The sequence below is a fragment of the Actinomadura sp. 9N215 genome (assembly GCF_044326345.1).
Lineage (GTDB): Bacteria > Actinomycetota > Actinomycetes > Streptosporangiales > Streptosporangiaceae > Spirillospora.
In genome coordinates, this window is sequence record NZ_JBIRBA010000003.1 from 551,243 (window position 1) to 577,746 (window position 26,504).

27 protein-coding genes, 1 tRNA gene and 1 other RNA gene are annotated in these 26,504 nt (G+C 71.1%); 16 read left to right on the top strand and 13 right to left on the bottom strand.

The genetic code is table 11. The features are described from left to right. Positions 1-574 precede the first annotated feature (574 nt). From ACH34T_RS08060 to ACH34T_RS08070, 3 genes are all read left to right on the top strand, one after another. Entirely contained in the window at positions 575-2,020 is a 1,446-nt protein-coding gene (locus ACH34T_RS08060; RefSeq protein WP_395991345.1) for a helix-turn-helix domain-containing protein, read from the top strand. A 342-nt stretch (positions 2,021-2,362) separates the two neighbouring features. Next, positions 2,363-3,049: a FadR/GntR family transcriptional regulator gene (locus ACH34T_RS08065; RefSeq protein ID WP_395991346.1), complete on the top strand. Its 687-nt coding sequence runs from the start codon at positions 2,363-2,365 to the stop codon at positions 3,047-3,049. 386 nt (positions 3,050-3,435) lie between these two features. Then, entirely contained in the window at positions 3,436-4,833 is a 1,398-nt protein-coding gene (locus ACH34T_RS08070) for a CynX/NimT family MFS transporter (protein WP_395991347.1), read from the top strand. Here ACH34T_RS08070 and ACH34T_RS08075 read toward each other — a convergent pair whose 3' ends face one another. From ACH34T_RS08075 to ACH34T_RS08085, 3 genes are all read right to left on the bottom strand, one after another. Further along, positions 4,834-5,142 (bottom strand): type II toxin-antitoxin system VapB family antitoxin, encoded by a 309-nt coding sequence (locus tag ACH34T_RS08075; protein WP_395973132.1) that lies wholly within the window; start codon positions 5,140-5,142, stop codon positions 4,834-4,836. A gap of 445 nt (positions 5,143-5,587) precedes the next feature. Then, positions 5,588-5,675 (bottom strand) — tRNA-Ser (locus ACH34T_RS08080). A 10-nt stretch (positions 5,676-5,685) separates the two neighbouring features. Further along, the gene (locus ACH34T_RS08085; RefSeq protein WP_395991348.1) at positions 5,686-6,030 is read right to left on the bottom strand and encodes a DUF952 domain-containing protein; all 345 of its coding nucleotides are present in this window, start codon (positions 6,028-6,030) and stop codon (positions 5,686-5,688) included. A 58-nt stretch (positions 6,031-6,088) separates the two neighbouring features. On the opposite strand from ACH34T_RS08085, the gene ffs reads away from it, so the two are divergent. Continuing rightward, positions 6,089-6,184, top strand: an RNA gene (gene ffs, locus ACH34T_RS08090) — signal recognition particle sRNA small type. Positions 6,185-6,259: 75 nt separating this feature from the next. Then, positions 6,260-8,410, top strand: coding sequence for a DNA polymerase III subunit gamma and tau (locus tag ACH34T_RS08095; RefSeq protein WP_395991349.1), 2,151 nt, complete (start codon positions 6,260-6,262; stop codon positions 8,408-8,410). A gap of 127 nt (positions 8,411-8,537) precedes the next feature. Here the strand turns inward: ACH34T_RS08095 and ACH34T_RS08100 are convergent, their stop codons facing one another. From ACH34T_RS08100 to ACH34T_RS08115, 4 genes are read right to left on the bottom strand one after another with little or no spacing between them, the layout of a single operon-like run. Further along, positions 8,538-8,879: a hypothetical protein gene (locus ACH34T_RS08100; RefSeq protein WP_395991350.1), complete on the bottom strand. Its 342-nt coding sequence runs from the start codon at positions 8,877-8,879 to the stop codon at positions 8,538-8,540. A 52-nt stretch (positions 8,880-8,931) separates the two neighbouring features. Next, positions 8,932-9,408 carry an ATP-binding protein gene (locus ACH34T_RS08105; protein WP_395991351.1) on the bottom strand — a complete coding sequence of 159 codons (477 nt, stop codon included), beginning with the start codon at positions 9,406-9,408 and terminating at the stop codon, positions 8,932-8,934. Continuing rightward, positions 9,396-9,647, bottom strand: coding sequence for a hypothetical protein (locus ACH34T_RS08110; protein ID WP_395991352.1), 252 nt, complete (start codon positions 9,645-9,647; stop codon positions 9,396-9,398). The genes ACH34T_RS08105 and ACH34T_RS08110 overlap by 13 nt, the downstream gene beginning before the upstream one ends. A gap of 23 nt (positions 9,648-9,670) precedes the next feature. Next, a complete protein-coding gene (locus ACH34T_RS08115) occupies positions 9,671-10,018 on the bottom strand; it encodes an ATP-binding protein (RefSeq protein WP_395991353.1) in 348 nt (115 codons plus the stop codon). A 172-nt stretch (positions 10,019-10,190) separates the two neighbouring features. Here ACH34T_RS08115 and ACH34T_RS08120 point away from each other — a divergent pair, with 172 nt between their 5' ends. Then, a complete protein-coding gene (locus ACH34T_RS08120; protein WP_395991354.1) occupies positions 10,191-10,937 on the top strand; it encodes a GntR family transcriptional regulator in 747 nt (248 codons plus the stop codon). A 95-nt stretch (positions 10,938-11,032) separates the two neighbouring features. Here ACH34T_RS08120 and ACH34T_RS08125 read toward each other — a convergent pair whose 3' ends face one another. Beyond that, complete coding sequence (locus ACH34T_RS08125; protein ID WP_395991394.1) at positions 11,033-11,560, bottom strand: 2'-5' RNA ligase family protein; 528 nt, start codon at positions 11,558-11,560, stop codon at positions 11,033-11,035. A 294-nt stretch (positions 11,561-11,854) separates the two neighbouring features. On the opposite strand from ACH34T_RS08125, the gene ACH34T_RS08130 reads away from it, so the two are divergent. The 3 genes from ACH34T_RS08130 (at position 11,855) to ACH34T_RS08140 (ending at position 13,502) form a co-directional block, all read left to right on the top strand. Then, a complete protein-coding gene (locus ACH34T_RS08130; protein ID WP_395991395.1) occupies positions 11,855-12,283 on the top strand; it encodes a YbaB/EbfC family nucleoid-associated protein in 429 nt (142 codons plus the stop codon). 69 nt (positions 12,284-12,352) lie between these two features. Beyond that, complete coding sequence (gene recR / locus ACH34T_RS08135) at positions 12,353-12,952, top strand: recombination mediator RecR (protein WP_395991355.1); 600 nt, start codon at positions 12,353-12,355, stop codon at positions 12,950-12,952. Further along, positions 12,945-13,502: a DUF5063 domain-containing protein gene (locus tag ACH34T_RS08140; RefSeq protein WP_395991356.1), complete on the top strand. Its 558-nt coding sequence runs from the start codon at positions 12,945-12,947 to the stop codon at positions 13,500-13,502. Before recR ends, ACH34T_RS08140 begins: the two co-directional genes overlap by 8 nt. Positions 13,503-13,547: 45 nt before the next feature. Here the strand turns inward: ACH34T_RS08140 and ACH34T_RS08145 are convergent, their stop codons facing one another. Continuing rightward, the gene (locus ACH34T_RS08145) at positions 13,548-13,937 is read right to left on the bottom strand and encodes a hypothetical protein (RefSeq protein ID WP_395991357.1); all 390 of its coding nucleotides are present in this window, start codon (positions 13,935-13,937) and stop codon (positions 13,548-13,550) included. A 190-nt stretch (positions 13,938-14,127) separates the two neighbouring features. Between ACH34T_RS08145 and ACH34T_RS08150 the strand changes: the two genes are divergently transcribed. The 3 genes from ACH34T_RS08150 (at position 14,128) to ACH34T_RS08160 (ending at position 16,753) form a co-directional block, all read left to right on the top strand. Further along, the gene (locus ACH34T_RS08150) at positions 14,128-14,379 is read left to right on the top strand and encodes a hypothetical protein (protein WP_395991358.1); all 252 of its coding nucleotides are present in this window, start codon (positions 14,128-14,130) and stop codon (positions 14,377-14,379) included. A 291-nt stretch (positions 14,380-14,670) separates the two neighbouring features. Beyond that, positions 14,671-15,477: a transporter substrate-binding domain-containing protein gene (locus ACH34T_RS08155; RefSeq protein ID WP_395991359.1), complete on the top strand. Its 807-nt coding sequence runs from the start codon at positions 14,671-14,673 to the stop codon at positions 15,475-15,477. A gap of 310 nt (positions 15,478-15,787) precedes the next feature. Beyond that, positions 15,788-16,753: a DUF5996 family protein gene (locus ACH34T_RS08160; RefSeq protein ID WP_395991360.1), complete on the top strand. Its 966-nt coding sequence runs from the start codon at positions 15,788-15,790 to the stop codon at positions 16,751-16,753. 120 nt (positions 16,754-16,873) lie between these two features. Here ACH34T_RS08160 and ACH34T_RS08165 read toward each other — a convergent pair whose 3' ends face one another. Together ACH34T_RS08165 and ACH34T_RS08170 are read right to left on the bottom strand one after the other, a co-directional pair. Further along, complete coding sequence (locus tag ACH34T_RS08165) at positions 16,874-17,620, bottom strand: hypothetical protein (protein ID WP_395991361.1); 747 nt, start codon at positions 17,618-17,620, stop codon at positions 16,874-16,876. Then, positions 17,617-18,255, bottom strand: coding sequence for an RNA polymerase sigma factor (locus tag ACH34T_RS08170; RefSeq protein WP_395991362.1), 639 nt, complete (start codon positions 18,253-18,255; stop codon positions 17,617-17,619). Before ACH34T_RS08170 ends, ACH34T_RS08165 begins: the two co-directional genes overlap by 4 nt. 138 nt (positions 18,256-18,393) lie before the next feature. On the opposite strand from ACH34T_RS08170, the gene ACH34T_RS08175 reads away from it, so the two are divergent. From ACH34T_RS08175 to ACH34T_RS08185, 3 genes are all read left to right on the top strand, one after another. After that, positions 18,394-19,227 carry a hypothetical protein gene (locus ACH34T_RS08175; protein WP_395991363.1) on the top strand — a complete coding sequence of 278 codons (834 nt, stop codon included), beginning with the start codon at positions 18,394-18,396 and terminating at the stop codon, positions 19,225-19,227. Beyond that, complete coding sequence (locus ACH34T_RS08180) at positions 19,224-21,515, top strand: bifunctional polysaccharide deacetylase/glycosyltransferase family 2 protein (RefSeq protein ID WP_395991364.1); 2,292 nt, start codon at positions 19,224-19,226, stop codon at positions 21,513-21,515. The genes ACH34T_RS08175 and ACH34T_RS08180 overlap by 4 nt, the downstream gene beginning before the upstream one ends. Before the next feature lie 222 nt (positions 21,516-21,737). Then, positions 21,738-22,403 carry a TenA family protein gene (locus ACH34T_RS08185; protein WP_395991365.1) on the top strand — a complete coding sequence of 222 codons (666 nt, stop codon included), beginning with the start codon at positions 21,738-21,740 and terminating at the stop codon, positions 22,401-22,403. Here the strand turns inward: ACH34T_RS08185 and ACH34T_RS08190 are convergent. Further along, positions 22,361-23,458, bottom strand: coding sequence for an alkene reductase (locus ACH34T_RS08190; RefSeq protein WP_395991366.1), 1,098 nt, complete (start codon positions 23,456-23,458; stop codon positions 22,361-22,363). The genes ACH34T_RS08185 and ACH34T_RS08190 overlap by 43 nt on opposite strands. A gap of 106 nt (positions 23,459-23,564) precedes the next feature. Here ACH34T_RS08190 and ACH34T_RS08195 point away from each other — a divergent pair, with 106 nt between their 5' ends. Beyond that, entirely contained in the window at positions 23,565-24,014 is a 450-nt protein-coding gene (locus ACH34T_RS08195) for a MarR family winged helix-turn-helix transcriptional regulator (protein WP_395991367.1), read from the top strand. A 230-nt stretch (positions 24,015-24,244) separates the two neighbouring features. On the opposite strand, the gene ACH34T_RS08200 is transcribed toward ACH34T_RS08195, so the two are convergent. After that, entirely contained in the window at positions 24,245-26,503 is a 2,259-nt protein-coding gene (locus tag ACH34T_RS08200; protein WP_395991368.1) for a heavy metal translocating P-type ATPase, read from the bottom strand. Position 26,504 lies beyond the last annotated feature (1 nt).

Genomic DNA, 26,504 nt, shown 5'->3' on the forward strand with positions numbered 1-26,504 from the left:
TCTGCGAGCCGGGCGTCCGCCTACCGCGCGACTGCGAGTCGTGCAGATGGCCGTCGTGCATCCTCCGGTCGGGTGGTCGCGTGTCGGACGTCCGCACACCGAACGCCTGCCGGTCGGGTGTTCGCGTGTCGGGCGTTCGCCCAGTGAACGCCTGTGCGGTATGCGCGTGCCGGTTGTGCCGGTTGTGCGTCTGCCGGTCGGGTGTCCGCCGGTTGTGCGGCTATCGGCCGGGCGTCTTGCTGTCGGACGCCTGTCGGCAGGGGCTGCCGGGCGTCGGGTTCGTCGGTGGGTGCTAGCCGGGGAGCGTGGCCGACTGGACAATATCGGCGGTTTTGGCGATCTTTTCTGGATGGTCAGATACCGTCCGAGGGTGACAGGCGTCGTCATCGCCGGAGCATCCACCGGCCAGAACCGGCGCTCCACGGCGGTGCGGCAGCGTCCAAACGGAGGCCCGACGGGCCCGACCAGGGGGTCTCTTCTCTTGCCGCTTCATTACTCTCGATGTGCGATAACCCGCAATGTGCAATCATGTCGGCACCCCAGCCGCCTGTTTACTTCCGCTAAGTGAGTCCACATGCCGGGTCCAGGCAACGTCGGCGAACGTGTCCGCAACCTGCGGCTGACCAGACGGTTGTCGCAAGCACAGCTCGCCGGTCACGACCTTTCCGACAGCTACATCTCATTGATCGAATCGGGTAAGCGCACTCCGACGCCGACCGTCCTGCGCATGCTGGCCGAGCGTCTCGGCTGCACCCCCGAGTACCTCGCCGAGGGCGTGGAGCCGGAGCAGCGCGCCCACCTTGAGGTACGGGAGCGCCACGCTCATCTGGCGCTGCTGCGCGGTGACCCAGTCACCGCCGAGGCGGGCTTCGACGAGGTGATCGCACGCAGTGACGATCCAGACCTCACGTCCCGCGCGCGCTGGGGCCGTGCCCGTGCCCTGGAGGAGCTGGGCCGCACCGACGACGCGATCGCGCACTTCGAGGAACTGCGCGAACAAGCCGAGCGGGACCCGGGACGGGCGAGCTGGCTGCCACCGGTGATCGCGCTGGCACGCTGCTACCACGCGGTCGGCGACCTGGGGCAGGCCGTCGCGCTCGGCGAGCGAGCCGTCGAACGGCTGAACCAGCTCGGGCTCGGCGTCGGCGAGGAGTACACCGAAGTCGGACGGATTCTGCTCCTGGCCTATGTGGATCGCTCCGATCCGGCACGAGCGCATGAGCTGGGACGGCGGCTCCTGAACCCGAAGGGCGCCGCCGACGAGCCGACCAGCGTCCACTACCAGCGGGCCAGCATGCGCGCGCTGGACGAAGGAACGATCGGCGATTCGCTGTACTTCGCCGATCAGGCCCTGGCCGCGCGTGGCGATACCGGTCCGGCGCAGTCTCGCGCACGCCTATCCCTTGCGGCCGCCAAGGCGCTGCTCAGAGGCGTCATGCCGTTCTCGTCCCCCTCGACGTCCAACCCGGTGCCGGCCGCCGCCGGTGAATACGGGTTTGAACGTCCGCGTCCCGAAGGTTCCCCAGAGGCCGCGCAGGAGGCGCTGGAGCTCTTGGAAGGGACAACCGAGCTCGACGGAGACGAGTCGACGGAGAGCACCATCGCCAGAGCGCGCGCGCTCGTGCTGGTGGGCGACCTGGACGACGCCATCGCCGCCCTGGAACAGTTCCTCGACACCGGCCTGGCACTGGCTGCTCCAAGCCGCACCGCGCTGGTCCCGCCGCCCGGCACGGATGTCGCCGCTCGTACGCAGAAGTCTGTCCTCGCCCGGCTCGTCCTGGCCCGTGCACGCGTCGCGCAGGGAGACCCGACGGCTGCTCGGGTCGTCCTGGGTGCCGCGTCCGAACAATTGGCGACGCTGTCTGCCGGTCGTCCAGCCGCTCACCTGTTCCGTGAACTGGGCGAACTGTACGAACTCGTCCAGGACGCCGAGGCCGCCGCGGTCGCTTACCGTCAGGCTCTGGAGGCTGCCGGACTGTCCGCGTCGCCCGCTACGTCCAACGCCAGAGCCCGCGTCTAACCCGTAACCCGCTAAGCCGTCACCCGTCTGACCCGTCACCCGTTTGACCGGTAATCCGTCTGGCCGTCTGACCTGTGACCCGTCTGGCCCCTCACCCGGCTAAGCCGTAACCCGGCTGATCCGCGTTGGCGCGCGTCCATTCTGGCGCGTCGCGCGTCGCGCGTCGGGTGTGCGTTCGTTGCGATGTTCGTGGGTCTGGGGTTGGGTGTGGCGGCGATCGCGTCCTCGCGCGGCGCAGGCGGCCGGTGGTTGGAGATCTGGCCTGGGGTGGGCCGGAATAAAGTCGGGCCCAGGAGTGTCTTATCATCAAGACATAGGATGATTGGCTCATCGGAGGTAAGGGTGGCTCTGCGGACGGCGCGGCGGTCTTCGCTGGTCGATCAGGTGATCTACCAGCTCAGGGACGAGATCGCCGGTGGCGGGTGGCCCGTCGGGGCGAAGATCCCGCCGGAGCCGGTGCTGTCGGAGAGCCTTGGCGTGGGACGTAACACCGTCCGCGAAGCCGTGCGTGCGCTCACCCACGCGGGGCTGCTTGAGAGCCGTCAGGGCGACGGCACTTATGTGCGGGCCACGAGCGAGCTGTCCGGTGCCGTCCGGCGGCGGTTGGAGACGGCGGAGCTCGTCGAGATCCTTGAAGTGAGGCGCGGCCTTGAGGTGGAGGCGGCCCGGCTGGCCGCTGCGCGCCGCACGGACGCCGACGTCGCCGCCATCGCGGTCGCGCTGGCGCGCCGGGACGCGGCGTGGGCCGCGGGCGATCACTCCGCGTTCGTCGAGGCGGACCTCACGTTCCACACCGCCGTGGTTGACGCCACCCACAATCGCGTGCTGACGGACCTGTACCGCGACTTCAGCGCCGCGCTCAGAGCCAGCATCGGCGCGGCCGGCACGCTCCTCGAACACTCGGACGTGCCGCACGGGCCCATCGCCGCCGCGATCGAGGCCCGCGACGCCGACGCGGCGACACGGGCGACGCATGCGTGTCTGGACCAGATCCTCGCCTCGACCGGCCGTCCCGAACCCATCGGGTAGCGGAACCGACCACCCGCCCGCGCTCCGGAACCTGCCGTCCAGCGAACCCTCTGAGTCGGGCGGCCCCCGGGGAACCGCCGGGCCCCCTGCGGGCTCGGGGCGCATTAGCCGGAACTGACCGGTCGCCCTCCCGGCCGTGACCGTCCTTGCCGGTGGGCGTCCTGGCCGGTGGGCGTCCTGGCCGGTGGGCGTCCTGGCCGGTGGGCGTCCTGGCCGGTAGGTGTCCTTGCCGGTAGGCGTCCTGGCGGCAGGCGCGGGTCGGCGACGGGCTCTGAGAGGGAGTCGATCAGCCCTCTGGGCTGCTTCGAAACGAAACCGTACGTATCCGGCAGATCGCGCGTGCCGTTCCGGACGCGCGTGCCTGCCGGCGCATGACGAAGGACGAGATGAGAACCCACCTTTCCCGCGCCACGGCCGTCTGGTCGCTCGTCGGCCTGGTGCTGCTGACGATCAACCTGCGCGCCGCCATCACCGGGATCGCGCCGGTGCTCGGGGATCTGCGCGAGGTGTTCGGGCTGTCCGGTGCCGAGGTCGGCGTCCTCACCACGCTTCCGGTGCTGTGCCTGGGCGTGTTCGCCTCCGTCGCGCCGCTGGTCGGACGGTGGCTCGGCGCGGAGGTCGCCATCGCAGGGTCCCTCGTCATGATCACGCTGGGGATTCTGCTGCGCGTGGTCCAGTCGCCGGTGTCGCTGTTCGTTGGAACGATCCTGGCGGGTGCGGGGATCGCGATGGGCAACGTCCTCATGCCGGCCGTCATCAAGCGCGCGTTCCCGGCCCGGGTCGGTTCGCTCACCGGTCTCGCGATGATGCTCATGGCGGCGAGCGGAGCGGTCGCCGCCGGGCTCGCGGTGCCGCTGGACGCGGCGGGAGGCTGGCGGCTCGCCCTCGCCGTCTGGGCCGTCCCGTCCGTGATCGCGCTGCTCGTGTGGGGACCGCTCGCCACCCGAAGCCGCCGCACCTCGGCAAGACGCGGCGGCGCCTCGGCCGCTCAGGCCGTCCATGCCGACCCGGCGGCCTCCTCGGAGGCCTCGGTCGCTCAGCCGGACGGCTCGGCTGCCCCGCAGGGGTCGACCCTGACTCCGGCGGCGGACGGTTCGTTGCTGCGCTCGCCGGTGGCCTGGTACGTCGCGGTCTTCATGGGCCTCGCGTCGCTGATGTTCTATGTCCTGATGTCGTGGCTGCCGGAGATCATGCGGGACGCGGGATTCGCGCCCGCGGCCGCCGGGATGATGGTGTCCGCCATGATGATCGTCGGCATTCCGCTGGGCTTCCTCGTCCCGGTGTTCGCCGCCCGCCTCCGCGATCAGCGGCCCCTCGTCGTGGCCGTCGCGGTCGCCATGGTCGGGGGCCTTTGCGGCCTGATGCTGGCCCCGTCCGCCGGGTGGGCGTGGGTGCTGGTGCTCGGCCTCGGCACCGGCAGCGCGTTCCCGCTGGCCTACACGCTGCTCAACCTGCGCGCGCCGAGCCCGTCGATCGCGGCGGGCCTGTCCGGGATGGCGCAGACCGGCGGATACCTCCTGGCCGGATTCGGGCCGCTCGCGGTCGGTGTCCTGCACGGGGCGACGGGTGGCTGGAACGTGCCGCTCGTGCTGCTGCTCGTCCTCGTGGTGCCCGAGGTGCTGTTCGGGTTGCTGGCCGCGCGTCCGGGGTTCGTCCGTCCGGTCGGGCCGGTCGGGCGGCGGAGTACCGCGGTGCGTCAGGCCCGTCCGGCCCGGGTGGACGCGCTGGGCGAGTTGGACGCGTTGGACGAGCGAGGCGCACCGGAGCCTGCTCGTGCCCGCTGATCAGCTCAGGTCGACGGCGTCCAGGTCCAGGACGCGGGCGTGCAGGACGAGCCGCTGGTGCAGCGCGGCCCGAAGTGCCCGGTGCAGGCCGTCCTCCAGGTAGAGCTCGCCGTGCCATTGGACCACGTGCGGGAACAGGTCGCCGTAGAAGGTGGAGTCCTTTGAGAGGAGCGACTGGAGGTCCATCTCGCGCTTCGTGCTCACGAGCTGGTCGAGGCGGACCTGGCGAGGCGGGATCTTGGCCCAGTCCCTGGACGAGAAACCGTGCTCCGGATAGGGCCGTCCATCGCCCACCGCCTTGAAGATCACCCTCCGAGTCTACGGCGTTGGCATGACCCGGAGAAGGCGACTCAACAACATGAGTCACTCCTCTTGCCACTTCCGGTAAACGGTTACCTCGCAGTTCAAGGCCTTCGTGAGTAAGTTCCGTCCGGCGGACGTCCCATTTACCTACGGGTGTCGCATGACCGATGGAGGTCCGTCCGGAATGGGACTCGGCGGCCTGATCGTCCTCCCCAGGGACGACCGATGGACGACCGATGGACGACCGCGTCGACGTCTACCGGCCCCGCTTGTGCCGATACAGGCATCGCCTGTGCCGACACAGGCCGCGCTTGTGCCGACGGCTGCAGGCCCCGCCTGTCATGTGCGCATTGCGAGCCGGGTGCATGCCCGCGTCCACCGAAGGTGGGTGGCGGGGCCGCGCACGGGCGAATGCGAAGGCCGGTACCCGTGCTAGGTACCGGCCTCGGTGTGGCGGAGGATGCGAGATTCGAACTCGCGAGCGCTTGCACGCAACACGCTTTCCAAGCGTGCGCCCTAGGCCACTAGGCGAATCCTCCGCGGGAAAGCCTACCGGTTCCCGGGCAGTGACCTGACATCAATTACGGCGGGTACCGGGATCGGGCCGTAGACGTGCGGGAAGAGTTCGTCGCCGACGCGCTCGTAGCGGACGGGGGCGTCCAGGCGCGTCACGTCGATGACCAGGAGGACCAGGTCTGCTCGGGGAACGGCGGTGTAGAACCGGCCCAGGACGCCGTCCACCTGCCCCAGGTCGGACGAGCAGTGGATGAATCCCTCGTCGTCGAGCGTTCTGCCAAGCGTCGACATGGTGTACGACACTCCCGTGTCGCGGGCGGCCTCCCAGTGGGTCCGTTCGGCGATGTGCAGGAGCGTGTCGTGGGTCGGGACGGGCATGCGGCGCAGACTACGCGTGAAGCGTGGCGATCCTGTGCGCGGGATGCCATAGACTGAGGCAGACCCCTCGCACGGCGTCACCCTGTGAACCTCCCCAGGGCCGGAAGGCAGCAAGGATAAGCAGGCTCTGGCGGGTGTGCGGGGGGTCCCTTGGTTTGACCGGCTTGACCGGTTTGACGGCGACACTGCACTTCCGACGCTCTGCTTCTCGAGGGAGGGCGGACCCCCGATGAGTCTGGCTCTGTACCGCAAGTACCGGCCAGCGACGTTCGCCGAGCTGAAAGGGCAGGAGCACGTCGCCGAGCCGCTGCAGCAGGCGCTGCGCAACGGCCGGATCAACCACGCGTACCTGTTCAGCGGCCCCCGCGGCTGCGGCAAGACGTCCAGCGCCCGGATCCTCGCCCGGTCGCTGAACTGCGAGCAGGGGCCGACACCCGACCCGTGCGGCGAGTGCGACTCGTGCGTGGCGCTCGGTCCGGCGGGGACGGGCCACATCGACGTGATCGAGATCGACGCCGCGTCCCACGGTGGTGTCGACGATGCCCGCGACCTGCGGGAAAGGGCGTTCTTCGCCCCGGTTTCGGCGCGCTTCAAGGTGTACATCATCGACGAGGCGCACATGGTCACGCGGGAGGGCTTCAACGCGCTGCTGAAGCTCGTCGAGGAGCCGCCGCCGCATCTGAAGTTCGTGTTCGCGACGACCGAACCCGAGAAGGTCATCGGCACGATCAGGTCGCGGACGCACCACTATCCGTTCCGGCTGATCCCGCCGGGTGTCCTGCAGGAACTGGTCGAGGAGATTCTGCGGGCTGAGGACGTCCCGTACGAGGCGTCCGCGCTGCCGCTGGCCGTCCGGGCGGGCGCGGGCTCGGCCCGTGACACTCTCTCGATCCTCGACCAGCTCCTCGCCGGGTCGGACGAGAAGGGCATCACCTACGCCCGGGCCGTCTCGCTGCTCGGATACACCGACTCGGCGCTCCTGGACGAGGTCATCGGCGCCTTCGCGGCCCGTGACGGGGCCGCCGTCTTCGCCGCGATCGACCGCGTGATCGAGAGCGGCCAGGATCCGCGCCGCTTCGCCGCCGATCTCCTGGAGCGCTTCCGCGATCTGGTCATCCTGTCGAACGTCCCGGAGGCGGGGGGTTCGGGGCTGCTTAACGTCCCTCCGGACGAGCTGGAGGACATGCGGCGCCAGGCGTCCTCCCTCGGGCCTGGGGAACTGACCCGCGCGGCCGACCTCCTGCACACCGGCCTGACCGAGATGCGCGGCGCCACGTCCCCGCGGTTGCTGCTGGAACTGATCTGCGCCCGCGTCCTGCTGCCCGGAGCCTACGAGGACGAGGCCTCGACGTTCGCCCGCCTAGACCGACTGGAACGCCAGGCCGCCCAGGCTGGCCAGAGCGGCCAAGGCGGCCAGGGCGGTTTCGCAGGCGGCAACGTAACGCAGGCGTTCACACCCGCCGCCCCCTCACCCGCCACCCCTCCGCCCTCCGTTCAAGAGCCCCCCGCGCCGGGCACACCTGCCCAAGGCGTGGAAAGCCCCAAGACGTCTGGACGGCAGCCCCCGCCCGCCCAGGGGGGCGACCCCACTTCTAGTGTCAACCCCCGCCCCACCACAGCACCGGCCGAACACGAATCTGTGGATAACCGCCGCTCCGAGCCCCGCGGCGGTTCTTCCGAAAGCGCCCCCACCCCTCCCCCCGCAGACACGCCGACCGCTCCAGCAAGCACCCCGTCCACTCGCCCCGCCACTGGCGCTCCAGCCGGGCACAACGCGCCTTCGGCGGCAGGCGGAATAGACTTCGCTTCCGTCCAGCGTCTCTGGCCGGACGTCGTCGAAGCCGTCAAGCAGAAGAGCCGCGCCACCTGGATGGTCATCATGGCGGGGGTCCAGCCGGTGTCGCTCGACGGCAAGGTCCTCACACTCGGGTTCGACGCGGAGGGACGCCGCCTGGGCTTCGTCAACGGCGGTCGCGACACCGTCCTCCGCGAGGTCTTCAAGGAGCGGATGGGCGTCGACTGGCGAATCGAGACCGTCGTCGGCGGGGCGCCCGCGGCACCGCCGCCCGGCCGATCAGGCCCTAACGGCGGGTTCGGTGCGGCGGCGACACCGAACCCGGCACCCCAACCACGGCCGCCCGTCCAGCCGTCCGCCGCCGCCCAACCGCCCGCCCCGAGGTCCGAGCAGGCCCCGGAACCGCCGCCCCCACCGCCGGACGAGCCCCCGCCGCCACCCGAGCCGCCCCCGGTGGACGAGAGCGACGAGGTCGACCCGGAAGGCGACGCGGACGCCGACGGCGCCGAAGCCGAGATGAACGGAATGGCCCTCCTCCAGCGCGAACTCGGCGGCCAGATCATCCGAGAGATCGACAACTCATAACCGGGCGGCTGCATCTTGGACGAGGCTGCTGGCTGCCATCGGTCTCGCGCACGAGCAGCACCTTCACCATGTCCGACCGGGGACAGCGCCCTCTCAGCGCCTCGTTCCGTCATGCGACCGGTCATGGTCAGGCCCACCTCCTGCTGGGGAACATCCGGTGCTTCAGGAGCAGGTCGAGCGCCTCAGCCGCCGCCTCCACGTCCCCGCACGCGGCCACGAACCCGCCACGCCCGTCCCCCGCCTCGAAATAGCCCCACGCCCCGCCCGGCAGCGCCCGCACCGTCACCACCGCCCCGACGTCGTCGACAGCACCACTCGCATACACCCACAGCAACGGCGCCGGAAACCGGAACTCCTGCTTGCCGTACAGACCCACGCAGCGCCACCCCAACGGCAACAACGCGACCCTGAGCAGCTCCAGCTCCCGCACCGCCACCTCATGGCCCGCGAACGTCCGCCACTCCAGCACGACCCGCCAACGACCGGCCGCCCGACGCGCGCGCCGCCCCGCCCCAGCCCACTCACGCCAGCACACGTGCCCACACCCACTTCCCACACGGCTCAGTCGGCGACACACCACACCGGTACGCCAACGCCTCGACGATCGACAACCCCCGCCCACCCAACCCCTCCAGATGCCCAGCCTCCAACACCGCAGCATCCGGAACCGCCACCTCGGCCGCCGTGTCCAGAACCCGTCCACGCACCGGCAACGCGTCCGAGGCATCCCACACCTTCACCACCACACCATGCGGCTCGCGCGCGAACCGCACCCGAACCTCCCGCCCAGACGCATACCGCACCGCATTCGTCACCAGCTCACTGACGATCAACGACACATCATCGACGAGCCCGGACAGCCCCCACTCGACCAGCCGCACCTCCACCAGCGTCCGGACCAGCCCCGGAACCATCCGCGCCGCCCGGAACATCACCTCCAGCCGCCGCGCGGCCACAGCGTTCACGCGCACCCCGCCGCAGGCCATCACGACCGCCACCCGATCTGCCGCAACACCACAATCGCCCGCTCCGCCGACGCCGCCTCAGCACCGACCTTCCCCAGCACATGCCCGCGCACGCCACCCAGCCGGAACCACCGCCCATCACACACAATCACCCGCTCACCACCAACACCCAACGACGCGACCACCCTCCCCTCACACACCGCCGCGCAATACCCCCGCCGCTTGATCTGCTCCGCCAACTCCTCCAGCGGATCGGCCCTAACATCGTCCATACGTCCGGCTCCTTCCGGCGGCTTCACGGCTCGACGCTCCAGGTCAACTCCGCCCACAGGGTCTGCCCGACCTCGGTGACGTCGTGGCCGACCTTGTCCGCGAGGGCGTCCACGAGGATCAGGCCGCGCCCGTAGTCGCCGAGTGCCTCGGTGGCGGCGGGGCGGGACCAGCCACCGGCGCCGGTATCGGAGACGGCGATGCGTGCCCAGCCGGGGTGTATGGAGACAGCGACGGTGATGACGCCGCCGGGCTCGCCGCTTGGTGTGTGCTGCAAGCTGTTGGCCGCCAACTCGGCGGCGATGGATTCCGCCTCGTACGCGCGAGGTGTGTCGATCAGGAAGCCTCGTACGAACGCTCTTATGGCAGGCACCAAGGACGGTAGACCAGGGTAGGTCTGGGACCATTCCATGACAGGGGGCACCTCCAAGCGACTGAGCCTTGACGCTGAGCGACTCGCAAGCTGAGTACTCAGCTTGCGAGCTGAGCACCCAGCTTGTCAAGCTGGGGGCAGGAATCACACCTACGCGCACCCGGAGTCGCACGTGGCCCAGCCCGCATACCTGCGCATCGCCGACAATCTGCGCCAGCAGATCGTCGACGGCCGCCTCGCACCCGGCGACCGGGTCCCGTCCCGCCACCAGCTCGCCCGCGAGCACGGCGTCTCCGACCGCGTGGCCGTCGAGGCCGTCCGGCTCCTCGTCTCCGAGGGCTATGTCGAAGCCCGCTCCGGCTCCGGCACCTACGTGCGCCAGCGCCCGCAGGTGAAGCGCCTCACCCGGTCCTGGTACCGGCAGGCGCGTGGCCGGGCATCCTCGCCCTTTCGCGCGGACATGGAGGCACAGGGCCGCACCGGGACATGGCGATCGTCCTCGGAGACGACCACGGCACCGCCGGCCATCGCGGACCGCCTCCACCTGACCATGGGCGACCCTGTCATGCGGACGCGGTACATCTTCCTCGCCGACGAGCAGCCGGTGATGCTGTCGACCTCGTGGGAGCCGCTGGAACTGACCCGTGGGACGCCGGTCATGCTCCCGGAAGAAGGTCCGTACGCGGGAGCCGGGGTGGTCGCGAGGATGCGCGCGATCGAGCAGACGGTGACGCTGGCGTCGGAGGTCGTCACGGCGCGGACCATCCTCGCTGATGAAGCCGACACCCTCGGCGAGCCGATGGGGTCAATCATCATGGTGATCCAGCGGACCTATTCCGGTGACCGACCGCTCGAAACCGCGGACATCGTCGTGCCCGTCGACCGGTACGAGCTTGCGTATGTCATCCCAGTGGATTGATGACACGCCGACCGCTCCGGCCGCCGCGCCCACCAGTACCGCCAATGGAGCACCTCCGCCCGGCCGGTCAGGCCCTAACAGCGGTTTGAGGTTGGTCAGGGTGGGGCGGTCAGGGCGAAGGTGTGGATGGGGGTCCACCGGTCTGCGACGGTGTCCAGGCGTTCCATGCGCAGGGATTTGACCGTGAACGACGTGTTCAGCGGGAGGCCCGTCTGGCGGGCTGCCGCGTCGATCTGCTCGCGTTGTTCGAGAGCTTCAGGGGTTAGGCGTAGGACGGTCACGTGCGGGATCCAGCCCGCGATCTCCAGCGGGTGCATCTGAGCGCCCGTCCGCTGGGAGATCGTGTCGACGAGGGTGCGGTGCAACCGCGTCCAGCCTGGGGAGTCCACCTGCAGGTGCAGAACCCGGCCTTCGCCGGGGAACACGGCGAGGTCTCCCAGCTGCGCCGTGAAGGGCGGCGTCCCTGCCGTGATCTTCCTCAACAGGTCCAGGCAGGCGGGGTCTACGGACAGGCCCGCGCCTCCCTTGATCGACAGGTGGGGCGATGAGCGCATGGGGCGGCTCGCCCAATCCGCATACCGTGCGCGGAAACGCTCGATGGGCTCGCTGAGGTCAGCGGGCATGGGCAGCACTAGGGAAAGCTCCACGCGATCAGTATTGGCACCCGGGGCTGGGTCGTGGTCCAGAGGTGGAATTTGTCGGATCGAGGACGACCCAGATGTGTTTGTGCCGGGTGCGGGGTTGGGGGGTGCGGGGGGATTGGGGGGAGTCGGCACACCGGTGGGCGCTCTTACCGCATCCTGGTGCGAACCCGTAGTCTCGGGGGACGGACGTCCGGTGGCTGGCGGAGCGCCAGGGAGATGGTCCTCACTTGGGCCGGAAGAAGGAGGTGCACCGTGGAACCCGGTGGTTTGAACATGCAGGAACTGCTCCAGCAGGCGCAGGCCATGCAGGAGCAGCTCTTCAGCGCGCAGCGCGAGCTCGCGGAGGCCGAGGTGACGGGGACCGCGGGCGGCGGGCTCGTCTCCGCGACCGTCAACGGGCAGGGCGAGGTCACAGGGCTGTCGATCGACCCGAAGGCCGTCGACGTCGACGATCCGGCGGACACGGCGGAGACCATCGCCGACCTGGTCCTGGCCGCGATCCGCGACGCCGGACGCGAGGTGCAGGAGCTGCAGCAGGAGAAGATGGGGCCGCTCGCCCAGGGGCTCGGCGGCGGGGGCAGCATCCCCGGCCTCGGCGGCGGAGCCGGCGGCGGACTGCCCGGCGGTTTCCCCGGCCTCGGCGGGCCCGGCGGGCCCGGCGGGCCTGGTGGGCCTGGGCCTGGTGGTGGGGGCGGCGCCTGAGCCTGGTTCGCTCGGACGACAGACCACAGACCACAGACGACATAGGACGCAGCAGAAAGGAGGGGTCCGTTGTACGAAGGGGTGGTTCAGAACCTCATCGACGAGCTCGGCAGGCTGCCGGGCGTCGGCCCCAAGAGCGCGCAGCGGATCGCCTTCCACCTTCTCGCCGCCGACCCCGCCGACGTGGAACGCCTCGGCAAGGCGCTCAAAGAGGTCAAGGACAAGGTCCGCTTCTGCAAGACGTGCGGGAACGTCGCGGAAGAGGAGGAATGCCGGATCTGCCGGGACGTGCGCCGCGACCCGCAGGTGATCTGCGTCGTGGAGGAGTCCAAGGACGTCGTCGCGATCGAGAAGACCCGCGAGTTCCGGGGCCGCTACCACGTCCTCGGCGGCGCGATCAGCCCGATCGAGGGCGTCGGCCCGGACGATCTGCGCATCCGTGAGCTGATGCAGCGCCTCGCGGACGGGACGGTGACCGAGCTGATCCTCGCCACCGACCCCAACCTGGAAGGCGAGGCGACGGCGACGTACCTGGCCCGGCTCGTCAAGTCCATGGGCCTCACCGTCACCCGTCTGGCCAGCGGCCTGCCGGTGGGTGGCGACCTCGAATACGCCGACGAGGTGACGCTGGGCCGCGCATTCGAAGGACGGAGGCTGCTCGATGTCTGACACCAACAGCCCGCAGGACTGGGACGCCCTAGCCGAACGGGTGGCGTGCCACGTCGACAACTATCTGAGTGGACTGGAGGCCGTCGCGCGCGGCGACGGCGGCGTCCATACCGTCCCGCTGCTCCTTCTTGAGGTGTCACAGGTCATCCTGGCGGGCGCGCAGCTCGGCGCCAGCGCCGACGTGATCCTCCCGGACAACTGGGAGCCCGAGGTCGGCGACGACCCGGACCTCGACGCCGTCCGGCAGGGCCTGTCCGAGCGCCTGAGCGTCATGGACGAGTACGTCGAGGTCTTCGACCCGTACAAGGACACCGAGCCGACGTCCTACCGCCTGTCGGACGACCTGGTCGACGTCGCCAGCGATCTCGTCCACGGGCTGCGGCACTACAACCAGGACCGTCCGCTGGAGGCCCTCTGGTGGTGGCAGTACTCCTACTTCAACCACTGGGGCAACCACGCCGGTGCGGCACTGCGCGCCCTGCACGCCTTCGTCGCGAACTCCCGCCTGGACGTGGCCCCCGAGGCCGCCTCGGCACCCATGGCTCCCTAGGCACACGCACATCCGTCCCCATGGGCACACGGCCGGGCCTCAGGTTCAGGGGAGGTTGGGGCCGCCGGACGGTGCGCCCAGGGTCCAGGCGATCATCTCGACCGCCTTTTCGACGTCCGCGCCGATCTGGCCGGCCGCCTCGGCGTCCCACGCGTACAGCTTGAGGTCGTCGTCCCAGATGACGTGCGCGGTCTGGCCGCGGTACGCGACGCGTAGTCCGGGGCCGCCGTCGGCGTCGGGGCGTGTCACCGACACCTGCGGGGCTCGCCGTCGCAGCGCCGCGTACAGGGAATGGATCGGCCCTCTGCGGACGCGCGGCAGCTCATCGAACTCGGCCATCAGCTCTCCCATCAGCTCGGTCACCGCGGCGCGGGCCCAGGCGGGGTCGTGTCGCGGACGCACGGGACGGTCCGTGAACGAGACGAACCACGACATCCCGCCGACCCCTGCCGTTACGTAGACGCATTGCCCCACTTCTGGGTGGTCTGCTGAGAAGATCTGCCGCACCGCTGGGGGCCGCCTTCAGTGGCAGCGGAGTCGACCCGGTGACGATACGTGAATTCTTTACGCCTGTGGGTTACGGTAAGGGAAATCTTCACGCGTCCCAGGTGGGACGGTCGGCCCGGTGGGGATTCGCGGCGACCTCAACATGGGCAACCTGCCGGCGGTCGACGGCCGGCTGAGCGCCGTCATCGACTCCGGAACGCTGGCCGTGGGCGACCCGCCTGCGATCTGCCCGCCGCCCGGACGTTCCTGCCCGCCGGGGCCCGATACGCCATACCGCGACGTCCTCGGCGAGGACGAGGCGAAGTGGGCGCGCGGGCGCAGCTGCCACCTGGCGGCGATGCTGCCCACGGCGGCGGACAAGACGACGTGAGCGCGCAGGCACGGCTGGGGCCTGGCGGCGATACTGTGCCCGGCGGCGGATACGGCGAACGCCCGCATGGCCTTCGTCCGAGGCTGGATCGGGGCTGATCGCGGATCACCGGCGCGGCTGACGCGGGCCGATCCGATCCGATCCGATCGGATCGGGCGGGCCGGGTCCGAATGCGGTCAGGATGTGGCTTAGATGATCAGTACTTGCGACGTTGGTCGCAGGCCCCTGCCCGTTCGCGGGCGGGGGCGGGCGGATGCCCGACATGGCGTGCCGAGGGTTGGGAGTCTGCGGATGCGGCGACGGCTGGTCGCGCTGGGGCTGGTGGGCTGTCTCGCGGTGAGCGGGTGCGCGGGCGGCGAGGAGCCGTCCATCCTCGGGAAGGGGACGCTGGTCGCCGGGGTGCGGCCGGACCTGCCGGGGATCGGGTTCAAGCGGGCCGACGGACAGTTCGAGGGCCTGGACGTTGACGTCTCGCGATACCTGGCCGAGCGGATGGGAAAGCAGGTCAGGTTCGCCCCGGCGCTGGCGGCGGACCGGGAGCGGCTGCTACGGGACGGAAAGGTCGACATGGTGCTGACCTTCTGGCTGGAACCGGAATGGAAGCAGCGGCTGGCGTTCGCCGGGCCCTACCTGCTGTCGTACCAGGACATCCTCGTCCGGGACGGCGAACGCAAGGTGCGCGGGGTGCGCGATCTCGCGGGACGCAGGATCTGCGCCGTCACCGGATCGGGCGCCGCGGAGGCGGTGACCCGGGAGCGGCAGGTGGCAGCGCTGCCGGTGGCGGCGCGGTCCTACGACGAGTGCCTGACGATGCTCGGCGACGGCCGGATCGACGCGATCACGACGAACGACACGATCCTGGCCGGGCTGAAGACGCGGCGCGGCGACGCGTTCCGGCTGCTGAACGCCAGGTTCGGGGAGCGGCGGACGGGCATCGCGATCCGGCGCGGCGACCCCGACGGATGCGAGGCGCTCAACAAGGCCATCACCCAGATGTACCAGGACGGAACGATGACCGCGTTCATGAGCAAATGGTTCGGCACGTCCGGCCTGGACATGTCGGACGTCGAGGTCCCGCAGTTCGAGGGCTGCCTGTGACCGCAGCGCGAGGTTGGGACAGGCGCCCACGGGCATGCGTTGCACGTCCGGTAAAGGGCTGCCCGTCCGGGCGAAGATTGCAGGTGGAGGCCGCCCGTCCGGCCGAAGATTGCACGTCCGGGTGAAAGCTGCCCGTCCGGGCGAAGATTGCGCGTCTGGGCGAAGGCTGCTCGTCCGGGCGAAGGTTTGCACGATCGGGTGAAGGCTGCTCGTTCGGGTGGAGGTTTTGCACGATCGGGTGAAGGCTGCTCGTTCGGGTGAAGGTTGTATGGCCAGGTGAAGGCGCACGTCCGGGTGAAGGGGGACGGCAGTGGAGCAGGGGCGGGACGCGTGGCCTCGGTTGCGGGTCGACGACTGGCGCGACACGCGCGACACGTTGCACATGTGGACGCAGATCGTCGGGAAGGTCCGGCTGGCGCATGCGCCGCTGGTGAACCACTGGTGGCAGGTGACGCTGTACGTCAGCCCGCGCGGCCTGACCACGTCCGCGGTCCCGTACGGGGCGGGGGCGTTCGACATCGAGTTCGACTTCGTCGAGCATCGGCTGCACCTGCGCGCCAGCGACGGCGCTGTGCGCGGGTTCGGGCTGGAGCCCATGCCGGTCGCCGAGTTCTACGACCGGACGATGCGCGCCCTCGGCGAACTCGGGATCGAGACGGCCATTCAGGGACGTCCGAACGAGGTCGACCCGTCGATCCCGTTCGCGGAGGACGATCGGCACGCCTCGTACGACGCGGCCGCGGCGCAGCTCTTCTGGCGTCAGCTGCTTCAGGCGGCACGGGTGATGGGCGAGTTCCGGTCCCGTTTCACCGGCAAGGTCAGTCCTGTGCATTTCTTCTGGGGCGCGATGGACCTGGCCTGCACGCGGTTCTCCGGACGCTCGGCGCCCCGGCACCCGGGCGGTGCTCCCAACTGCGGTGACTGGGTGATGGAGGAAGGCTATTCCCAGGAGCTCAGCAGTTGCGGATTCTGGCCGGGCGGCGGCGATGAGGGCGCCTTCTACGCTTACGCCTACCCCGAGCCGGACGGCTTCGCCGACCGTCCGGCAGGGCCGTCGGGCGCCTTCTACAGTCGCGAGAACGGGCAGTTCCTGCTGCCGTACGAGACGGTGCGCGCCGCGGCTCGTCCCGACGCGGCGCTGCTCGAATTCCTGCAGGGCACTTACGAGGCGGCGGCCGACCTCGGCGGCTGGGACCGGCCCGCGCTGGAGGCGGACCCGGCGAGGTGGGCCCACAAGACGCGCCAGGACGACGACCGCCAGACGTCGACGACCTGACCGGCGGTCTCAACCCTGGCGTGTCGGTGTGTAGATAGGTCGGTGGGTTGGTGGGTCTCGGGTGTGGTGTCGCGTGTCTGCGGCTGGGCTGGAGGGGGTGGCCCTGGGCTGGTTCGGGGGTTAGTCCTGTTTGCCCTGGCCGGAGCCGGTGCCGGTGGTCGGCGGGGCTTGCTTGCCCGTGGTGCTGCCGCTCATGGTGCCGCCCCCGGCCGTGGAGCTGCCCGCCTCGACGCCGCCCCCGGACGGCTGCGTGCCGTTGTTGTTGCCGGGGCCGCGCGGGGGTGTCGCGGTCTGCCTCGGCGGTGTGGGCTTCGGGGTCCTCGTCTTCTGCTTCTGCTGGCCCGGCGCGCCCGACTTGCCGTGCTGCTTCCCCGTGCTGGGCGACGGCGACACCGTCGACGGCCCACCCGAGGACGACGGCGCCGGCGACCGGGACTCGGACGCCGGGGCCTCGTCACCGCGCGTGCCCTTGCGCTCGTCGAAGGACGGGCTGGGCGAGGGTGCCGAGTCCTGGCCCGGCAGCTGCCCGGTGATCGTGGCGTAGGCGGCCCCTCCGGTCAGGATGAGCGAGCCGCCCACGACGGCCAGGACCTTGATCGTCAGAAAGCGGCGGAGCGCGGCCATCCGGGACGTGGGCGCGGTCTCGGGCGCGGGGGCGTTCGCGGGCGCAGGTGCGGTCGCGAGCGTGGAGCGCGGGGCGGCCATGAACGCGGCGACTGCGGCGTCCTCGCCCGAGAGCTCCTCTGGACGGGCGGGTGCCGCGGCCGCGGCGAGGAGGGCGTGCAGCCGGGCATGGTCGGACGCGCCGTCGAGGAGGCGCTCGGCGGCCCGCTTGCCGAGGTATCCGGCCTGGTGATGGTCGCTCATGTCACCCCTTCAGCGCCAGTACCACCGCTTTTGTCACTCTGGGCGAGGGGAGGAGTGCGGGGCGCCGCGTCCTCGGCGTCGTCGTGGACGGGCGCCAGCCGTTCCGCGAGGCGGCGCAGCCCGCGGTAGGCGGCGGTCCGCACGGCGCCCGGCCGCTTGCCGAGGACCTTTCCCGCCGACTTGGCGTCCAGGCCGACGACGACGCGGAGCAGCACGGCCTCGGCCTGGTCGCTGGGCAGCTCGGCGATGAGGCGGAGGGCGTCCTGGGTGGCGATGCCGTCCAGCGCGTCCAGCTCGGTGTCGACCTCGGCGGCCATCGTGACGAGCTCCTCGACGGGGAGGTCGGAGCCGGGGCGCCGCGACTTGCGGCGCAGATGGTCCAGCGCCCGGTGCCGGGTGATCGTCGCCGTCCAGCCGCGGAAGCCGTCGAGGTCGCCGCGGAAGGACGGGAGGTCCCTGGCGATCTGCAGCCAGGCCTCCGACGTGACGTCCTCGGCGTCCGGGCCGACGAGCGCGCCGGCGAAGCGGATCAGGCGGGGCTGGACGTCGCGGTAGAGCATGCGGAAGGACTCCTCGTCGCCGTCCTGCGCCGCCCGCAGAGCACGGCCGAGCTCCTCCTCGTCGGCCCGTTCCATCCGCGCCATTGTGCAGGGATTCCGGCGGTCGTGTGACATGTACGCGGGTAGTCGGCGCTGAACCAGTGAACGTCCGGGGCGCCAGGACGCCCGGACGTTCACTCCCCCCTCACGACGTGTTACGAGATGTGGACCGAAATGATCCGCGACCCCAAGGCCGGCAGCGCCCGCCACGGCCGGGACAAACTGGTCGTCACGGGCATCCCGCCGGTCACCGCGCCCGTGCCCCGAACACCCACGAGACCAACGCCGGAGACCACGCCGCTCCACCAGACCGCGCCGCACTCAGAAACCGCGCCGCTCCACCAGACTGCGCCACTCCACGAATCCACGCGGCTCTCCAAAACCGCGCCGCCCCACGAAACCGCGCGGGTCAACGAGACCGTGCCGCTCGCCGCGGCCGCGCCGCTCAACCAGACCGCGCCGCTCAACGAGACCGTGCCGCTCAACGAGACCGTGCCGATCGCCGCGGCCCCGGCCATCGACGAGGGCAGGGTGCGGCGGCGGATGGCGCTCTCCGAGAGCGCGCAGGTCACGGAGGCGATGCCGGTCGGCGAAACCGAGCCGGGCGCGGACGGTGCGGCGGTCTTCGTCGACTCGACCGGCGGGCGCGCTCGGCTCGGGCGGCGGCTCGGCCTCGCCGCCGGTGCGGTGCTCATCGTGTTCCTGGGCGCGCTGGGCATCGGCATGGCGACCGGGCCGAGCGTGCCGCTGACGCCCTGGAAGGAGCCGTCCGACCGGCCGAGCGTGAGGCTGAGCCGTCCGGCCGTCCCGACGGAGAAGCCGGGTGAGCGGCGCGCCGCCGGGAGGCCCGCGCCGACCGGACGGGCCGGCGGCGCGGGCCCCGCGGCTCCGCCGGGCTCGTCCGCCGGGGCGTCGTCGGCGGGGCCGGTGCCCACGCCGTCCACGAGCCGTCCGGGCAGGTCGCAGGCGACCCCGCCCGCGTGGGGACGCAAGAAGAAGAGCCATTGACCACGCGTCCCGCCGAGCCCAGGGGCCACTGGATCCTGCTGCTTCTAGGCGGTCTCCTGCTGACCGTGCTCCTGCTGCTGGACGGCTTCGCCGGCGGCGCCGTAGGCGAGGCACCACGGGACGAACATCGCAGCGCGGGATCGGGAACGGCACCGGGCGCGGTCGCGTCCGGCGGGCCGGTCGTCAACCTCGCGGACGGCGTCCCGCGCAGCCGCCGCATGCCCGCGAAGACGATCGCGCTGACGTTCGACGACGGCCCCGACCCGGTCTGGACGCCGCGGCTGCTGAGCGTCCTGCGTCGGCACGGCGCGCACGCCACGTTCTTCGCGGTCGGCGCGCGGGTGGCCGAGAACCCGGGGCTGACCAGGCGGATCCTGCGCGAGGGCCACGACCTCGGCTCGCACACGTACACGCACGTCGACCTCGCCACCGTCCCGGCCTGGCGGGCGGGGCTGGAGCTCGACCTCACGCAGCGGGCACTGGCGGGGGCTGCGGGCGTGCACACGCGGCTGATGCGGATGCCGTACTCGTCCCGTCCGGACGGCCTGACCGGGCCGGAATGGCGTGCGGCCAAGCGGGCGGGCGAGGACGGGTACGTCGTCGTCCTCACCGACCGCGACACGAAGGACTGGGCGCGTCCCGGCACCGCGAAGATCGTCCAGACGGCGCTGGCGGGGGAGCACCGGGGCGAGGGCGCGGTGGTGATGCTGCACGACTCTGGGGGCGACCGGGCGGACACCGTCGCGGCCGTCGAGCAGATCGTCGAGCGGCTCCAGCCGGAGGGATACCGCTTCACCACGCTCACGGAAGCGCTGAGCATGCCGTCCGCGGTGGTCCCCGTGCCCGCGCACGAGAAGGCCGTCGGCTGGACGCTTGTCGCCGCACAGCAGGCGGCGTCCGCGCTCACCGGGACGATGGGCGTGCTGTTCGCGGTGGCCGGGATCGCGTACGTGCTGCGGCTCGTGATGCTGCTGCTGTTCGCGCACGTCCACATGCGCCGCGTCCGGGGGCTGTCGCGCAAGGGCCTGTTGCGCGTGGGCCTGTCGCGCAAGGGGCTGTCGCGCAAGGGGCGGCACGCCAGCACGACCTCCGCGCCCGCGCCTGATCCCGGCTTCCACGGGTTCCGCCCCGTGCTGGACGCGCCCGACCCGGCGGACGGCGAGCTGCCGCCCGACCCGTTCCCGCCCGTCTCCATGATCGTCCCCGCGTTCAACGAGGAGGCGAACATCGCGGCGACGGTCGCCTCGCTCCTGGACACCGACTATCCGGGCACCGTCGAGGTGATCGTGGTGGACGACGGCTCGACCGACGGCACCGCGCTCATCGTCGAGTCGATCGCGCTGCCCGCCGTCCATCTGATCCGCAAGCGGAACGGCGGCAAGCCCAGCGCGCTCAACGCGGGCATCGGGGTCGCGCGCGCGGAGATCCTCGTCCTCGTGGACGGCGACACCGTCTTCCAGCGCGACACCGTCCGCCACCTCGTCGCGCCGCTCGCCGACCCGCGGGTCGGGGCGGTCAGCGGCAACACCAAGGTGGCCAACCGCGGCGGCATCCTCGGACGCTGGCAGCACATCGAGTACGTGATCGGCTTCAACCTCGACCGGCGCATGTTCGACGTCCTGCAGTGCATGCCGACCGTCCCCGGCGCGATCGGGGCGTTCCGCCGGTCGGTGCTGGCGCGGGTGGGCGGCGTCCCGGGCGACACCCTCGCCGAGGACACCGACCTCACCATGGCGATCTGCCGCACCGGGCTCCGCGTCGTCTACGAGGAGAAGGCCCTCGCGTGGACGGAGGCGCCGTCGACGCTGCGGCAGCTGTGGAGGCAGCGCTACCGCTGGTGCTACGGCACGATGCAGGCGATGTGGAAGCACCGCCGCTCCGTCGTCGAACGCGGCGGCTCGGGACGGTTCGGCCGCCGCTGCCTCCCCTACCTGACGCTGTTCCAGATCCTGCTGCCGCTGTTCGCGCCCGCCATCGACCTGTTCGCGCTGTTCGGCGTGGTGTTCCTCGACCCGGCGGTGCCCGTCCTGACCTGGCTGGTCTTCGTCGCCGCGCAGGCCGCCGCCGGTGCGTACGCGCTCTGGCTGGACGGCGAGCGCATCCGTCCGCTCTGGACGTTGCCGCTCCAGCAGTTCGTCTACCGGCAGCTGATGTACCTGGTCGTCGTCCAGTCCGTGGTGACCGCGCTGCTGGGGGCGCGACTGGGCTGGCACACCATCCGCCGGACGGGCACGTTCACGGATCTGCGGGGCCGGGAACAATCGCAGGGTCCCGTCGGTTACACATGACAGCCGGTGTGCCTGGTGTCCCCGGGCCTCACCTTTTGCCTTCACGGAATACCGTCCGGCTGGAGCCGTGTCGTGCCTTTCGCCGAGAGGCGACCCCACACACCGGTGCAAGATCAGAACCCCGCCGGGTCGCACGACCCGGCGGGGTCTGATCGTTTCGACCCCCCCGCTCTGGCAGCTCCCGATCTTCGAGCCGCCGGGACGGATGCGAGACTGGCGGCCATGAGTCTCGCGGCGCACCTGGAGGAGCTCGGCCGTCCGCTGGTCGACGAACAGCTCAGGCACCCCACCGTGGCGGGCATCGCCCAAGGGAACCTGGACGACGCGATATTCCGCTCCTGGCTGGAGCAGGACTACCTCTTCCTCCACGACTACGTCCGCGTGTTCTCCCGGCTCGCCTGGCAGGCCCCCGCCGCCCACCTCGGCGATCTCGTCGACCTCGCCCACGCGACGTTCCACGACGAGCTCGACCTCCACCGGTCGCTGTCCGCGAGCTTCGCCGCCGACCTGGACGGCGCGACGAAGGGCCCGGCCTGCGCCGCCTACACGTCGTTCCTGCTGGACAGCGCCGCGACGTACGCCGACGGCCTCGCCGCCCTCTACCCCTGCATGTGGGGGTATTCCACGCTCGGACGGCGGCTCGCCGAGAACCCGCCGTCCGAACCCCGCTACCGCCGCTGGGTCGACACCTACGCCGACCCCGGCTTCGCCGAGCTGACCGCCCGCATAGCCCAGATGATCGACGAGACCGCCACCGACCGCGTGTCCGGGGGCGGACGCGAAAAGGCCGAGCGCCTGTTCCTGGAGGGCATGCGTCACGAGATCGCCTTCTGGGACGTCCCGGCTCAGCCGCCCACCGGCGGCGACGCCAGGGACGCGACCGGATAGTCGGTGTAGCCTTCGGCGCCGCCGCCGTGGACCAGGCCGGGGACGTGCGGAGCAAGCGGCGCGCCCGTCGCGAACCGGGCGGGCAGGTCGGGGTTGGAGATGAACAGGCGGCCGAAGGAGAAGACGTCCGCCAGGCCCGCCGCGACGGCCTCCTCCCCCGCCCGCCGCGTCGTCGGCTCGGGGCCGTTGAAGTTCCCGATCAGCGTGCCCGACCAGCGCGGACGCAGGTCGGCGAGCGCCTCGTACGCGCCGCGCTCGATGATGTGCAGGTAGGCGAGGCCGAGCGGGTCGAGGGCGTCCACGAGTGCGCGGTAGGTGCCGCGCGGGTCCTCCTCGGCGATCTCGTTCTCGGGGTTGTCGGGGGAGATGCGCAGGGCGACCCGTCCGGGACCGATCGCGGCGGCCACGGCGTTCACGACGTCGAGAGCGAACCGCAGTCGCCCGTCGCGTGAGCCGCCGAACCGGTCGGTGCGCCGGTTGGTGTTCTCGGCGAGGAACTGCTGGATGAGATATCCGTTCGCGCCGTGCACCTCGACGCCGTCGAACCCGGCGCGGACGGCGTTGCGAGCCGCGGCCGCGAAGTCGGCGACCGTCGCCTCCACCTCGGCGGCCGTCAGCGGGCGCGGCGTCACATGCGGGACGCAGCCCTCGTTCGTGTGGATCTTCTGCGACTCGATCCGGACCGCCGAGGGGGCGAGGGGCGTCGCGCGGCCCGGCAGGTTGAGCGGGTGCGACATGCGGCCGACGTGCCAGAGCTGGGCGAAGATCGTCCCGCCGGCGGCGTGCACGGCCGCGGTGACCGCGCGCCATCCGGCGACCTGCGCGTCCGTGGTGAGTCCGGGGACGCCCGGCTCGCCCTTGCCGAGCACGCCCGGCCAGATCCCCTCGCTGACGATCAGTCCGGCCGTCGCGCGCTGCGCGTAGTACTCGGCGGTCAGCGGGTTCGGGACGCCGGTCGCGTCGTCCGCCCGGTTGCGCGTCATCGGCGCCATCGCGATCCGGTTGCGGAGGCTCAGGTGCGGCCCCTCGTAGGGGAGCAGCAGCGAACTGGTCATCGTCGTGCCCTTTCGCGATGAGATTGCATGTACATACATCTCTTGTATGCACATGCAGATATTCACATTGCATGTATGCTGATGTCAAGAGACAAGGGGGCGCGACATGGGCGCTGGTGCGAAGACCTCGACGACGAGCGCGGTCACCGCCGACGGGCTGCTCTGGGACGGCGTCGTCACCCTGCACGGACGCGTCGAGCACCAGCTGTCCAAGGCACTCCAGCGCCGCCACGGCATCGGCCTGTCGGAGTACCGGGCGCTGTGCCGGCTGTCCCGCGCCGACGACGGCGAGCTGCGGATGCAGGAGCTCGCCGACCTCATCGGCCTGAACCAGAGCTCCGTCAGCCGCCTCGTCGCGCGCCTGGAGAGCGCCGGCCTCACCAGCCGCGCCATGTGCCCCAAGGACCGCCGCGGCGTCTACACCGTCATCACCGACGAGGGACGGGCCGTCCAAGAGAAGGCCGCCCCGACCTACACCGAGACCCTCACCGAGGCCCTCGACGCGGCCGCCGCCGACCCCGCCCTGGCCTCGCTCCTCACCACCCTCCGCCCCTGATCCCTGGGACGGAGGCTGGCGGCTATGGCAGCCACCCCCGGCACGACCACCTCAGCCACCGCCGCAACCTCGCGACGACCCCAATCGTCGCGATCGCGACCGAAGGCAGGTTTCGAGCTTGCGAGAAACCTGATCGCGCAGCGAGCCGCTAGGCGAGACGAAGCGATGCAGCGATCGCACCGCGTTTCTCGACGATGGAGGCCCTCTAGGGCCGAAGGAGGAGAGAAATGCTATGAGCGCGCGGTCAATGGCTTGAAGCGGCGCAGGCGCAAGCTGTTGCTGACCACGAAGACCGACGAGAACGCCATCGCGCCGCCCGCGATCATCGGGACCAGCAGGCCCGCCGCCGCCAGCGGAAGGGCCATCACGTTGTAGGCGAACGCCCAGAACAGGTTGCCCTTGATCGTGCCGAGCGTCCGGCGGGACAGCCGGATCGCGTCGGCCGCGGCCCGCAGGTCCCCGCGGACGAGCGTCAGGTCGGACGCCTCGATCGCCACGTCCGTGCCGGTGCCCATCGCGAGGCCCAGGTCGGCCTGCGCGAGCGCGGCGGCGTCGTTGACCCCGTCACCGATCATCGCGACCGTCCGGCCCTCGGACTGGAGGCGCTTGACGACGTCGACCTTGTCCTGCGGCAGGACCTCGGCGATGACCTCGTCGATGCCGACCGCGTCCGCGACCGTGCGGGCCACCGTCTCGTTGTCGCCCGTCAGCAGGACGGGACGCAGCCCGAGCGCCCGCAGCCGGTCGATCGCCTCCCGCGAGGTCGGCTTGACCTGGTCCGCGACGGTGATGACCGCGCGGGCCTCGCCGTCCCAGCCGACCGCGACGGCGGTGCGGCCGAGCGCCTGCGCCTCCTCCATGGCGCGTTCGAGCTCGGGCGTGAGGTGCTGCGCCCATTCGGCGAGGAGCTGCGGACGGCCCGCCAGGACGCCGTGACCGTCCACGATCCCCTGGACGCCCAGGCCCTCAACGTTCGCGAAGTCCTCGACCGTGCCGAGTTCCCCGCCGCGCTCTGCCGCTCCCTTGGCGATCGCCTGGGCGATGGGGTGCTCGGACGCGTTCTCCAGCGCGCCCGCCAGCCGCAGGACGTCGGCCTCGTCCACGCCGTCGGCGGTGACGACGTCGACCAGGGCCATCCGCCCGGTGGTGACGGTGCCCGTCTTGTCCAGGACGACCGTGTCGATCTTCCGAGTGGACTCCAGCACCTCCGGGCCCTTGATCAGGATGCCGAGCTGCGCGCCGCGTCCCGTCCCGACCATGAGGGCGGTCGGGGTGGCGAGGCCGAGCGCGCACGGGCAGGCGATGATCAGTACGGCGACCGCGGCGGTGAAGGCGGCCGCGAGGGGCTCGCCGGTGCCGATCCAGAAGCCGAGCGTGCCGAGCGCGAGCGCGATCACGACCGGGACGAACACGCCCGAGATCCGGTCGGCGAGCCGCTGGACCTGCGCCTTCCCGGTCTGCGCGTCCTCCACGAGCCGCGCCATCTGCGCGAGCTGCGTGTCCGAGCCGATGCGCGTGGCGCGGACGACGAGGCGCCCGCCCGCGTTCACCGTCGCGCCGACCACAGTGTCGCCAGGCCCGACCTCCACCGGGACGGACTCGCCGGTCAGCATGGACGCGTCCACCGCGGACGAACCCTCCTCGACCGTCCCGTCCGTCGCGATCTTCTCGCCGGGACGGACGACGAACAGGTCCCCCACGGCCAGCCGGTCGACCGGGATGCGCTCCTCGCGCCCGTCCCGGACGACCGACACCTCCTTCGCGCCCAGTTCGAGCAGGGCGCGGAGCGCGGCCCCGGCGCGGCGCTTGGACCGCGTCTCGAAGTACCGCCCGGCCAGGATGAACGCGATCACACCGGACGCGGCCTCAAGGTAGATGTTCATCGACCCGTCCGACCGGGTCATCGAGAACTCGAACCCGTGCTTGACGCCCAGCTCGCCCGCCGTGCCGAAGAACAGCGCCCACAGCGACCAGGCGAACGCGGCCAGCGTGCCCAGGGAGATCAGCGTGTCCATGGTGGCCGCGCCGTGCCGCAGGTTGGTGAACGCGGCCTTGTGGAACGGCCATCCCGCGTACACGACGACCGGCGCGGCCAGCGTCAGCGACAGCCACTGCCAGGCCTCGAACTGCAGCGCGGGAACCATCGCCATCGCGATCACCGGCACCGACAGGACGACGGCCGTGATCAGCCGCTGCCGGAGGGGGCGCAGACCGTCGTCCGGCTCCGGCGCGTCCCCGTCCCCGCCTTGTTCGGACTTCGGCGGGGCGGGGAGTTCCGCGCTGTAGCCCGCCTTCGCGACCGTGGCGATCAGCTCGTCCGGGGACACCCCGTCGAGGTACTCGACCGTCGCCTTCTCGGTGGCGTAGTTGACCGTCGCGGTCACGCCGTCCAGCTTGTTGAGCTTCTTCTCGATGCGGGCGGCGCACGACGCGCACGTCATTCCGCCGATCGCCAGCTCGATCCGCCCGGACGCGGTGTCCGTGCTCATC

Bases quoted from the DNA above. Each gene is read 5' to 3' on its own strand.
- ACH34T_RS08165 (WP_395991361.1), bottom strand. From the start codon at position 17,620: ATGAGCGACCATCACCAGGCCGGATACCTCGGCAAGCGGGCCGCCGAG.
- ACH34T_RS08125 (WP_395991394.1), bottom strand. From the start codon at position 11,560: ATGCCCGCTGACCTCAGCGAGCCCATCGAGCGTTTCCGCGCACGGTAT.
- ACH34T_RS08155 (WP_395991359.1), top strand. From the start codon at position 14,671: ATGCGGCGACGGCTGGTCGCGCTGGGGCTGGTGGGCTGTCTCGCGGTG.
- ACH34T_RS08110 (WP_395991352.1), bottom strand. From the start codon at position 9,647: ATGGACGATGTTAGGGCCGATCCGCTGGAGGAGTTGGCGGAGCAGATC.
- ACH34T_RS08145 (WP_395991357.1), bottom strand. From the start codon at position 13,937: ATGTCGTGGTTCGTCTCGTTCACGGACCGTCCCGTGCGTCCGCGACAC.
- ACH34T_RS08095 (WP_395991349.1), top strand. From the start codon at position 6,260: ATGAGTCTGGCTCTGTACCGCAAGTACCGGCCAGCGACGTTCGCCGAG.
- ACH34T_RS08200 (WP_395991368.1), bottom strand. From the start codon at position 26,503: ATGAGCACGGACACCGCGTCCGGGCGGATCGAGCTGGCGATCGGCGGA.
- ACH34T_RS08070 (WP_395991347.1), top strand. From the start codon at position 3,436: ATGAGAACCCACCTTTCCCGCGCCACGGCCGTCTGGTCGCTCGTCGGC.
- ACH34T_RS08185 (WP_395991365.1), top strand. From the start codon at position 21,738: ATGAGTCTCGCGGCGCACCTGGAGGAGCTCGGCCGTCCGCTGGTCGAC.
- ACH34T_RS08175 (WP_395991363.1), top strand. From the start codon at position 18,394: ATGATCCGCGACCCCAAGGCCGGCAGCGCCCGCCACGGCCGGGACAAA.
- ACH34T_RS08085 (WP_395991348.1), bottom strand. From the start codon at position 6,030: ATGCCCGTCCCGACCCACGACACGCTCCTGCACATCGCCGAACGGACC.
- ACH34T_RS08130 (WP_395991395.1), top strand. From the start codon at position 11,855: ATGCAGGAACTGCTCCAGCAGGCGCAGGCCATGCAGGAGCAGCTCTTC.
- ACH34T_RS08195 (WP_395991367.1), top strand. From the start codon at position 23,565: ATGGGCGCTGGTGCGAAGACCTCGACGACGAGCGCGGTCACCGCCGAC.
- ACH34T_RS08060 (WP_395991345.1), top strand. From the start codon at position 575: ATGCCGGGTCCAGGCAACGTCGGCGAACGTGTCCGCAACCTGCGGCTG.
- ACH34T_RS08140 (WP_395991356.1), top strand. From the start codon at position 12,945: ATGTCTGACACCAACAGCCCGCAGGACTGGGACGCCCTAGCCGAACGG.
- ACH34T_RS08190 (WP_395991366.1), bottom strand. From the start codon at position 23,458: ATGACCAGTTCGCTGCTGCTCCCCTACGAGGGGCCGCACCTGAGCCTC.
- ACH34T_RS08170 (WP_395991362.1), bottom strand. From the start codon at position 18,255: ATGGAACGGGCCGACGAGGAGGAGCTCGGCCGTGCTCTGCGGGCGGCG.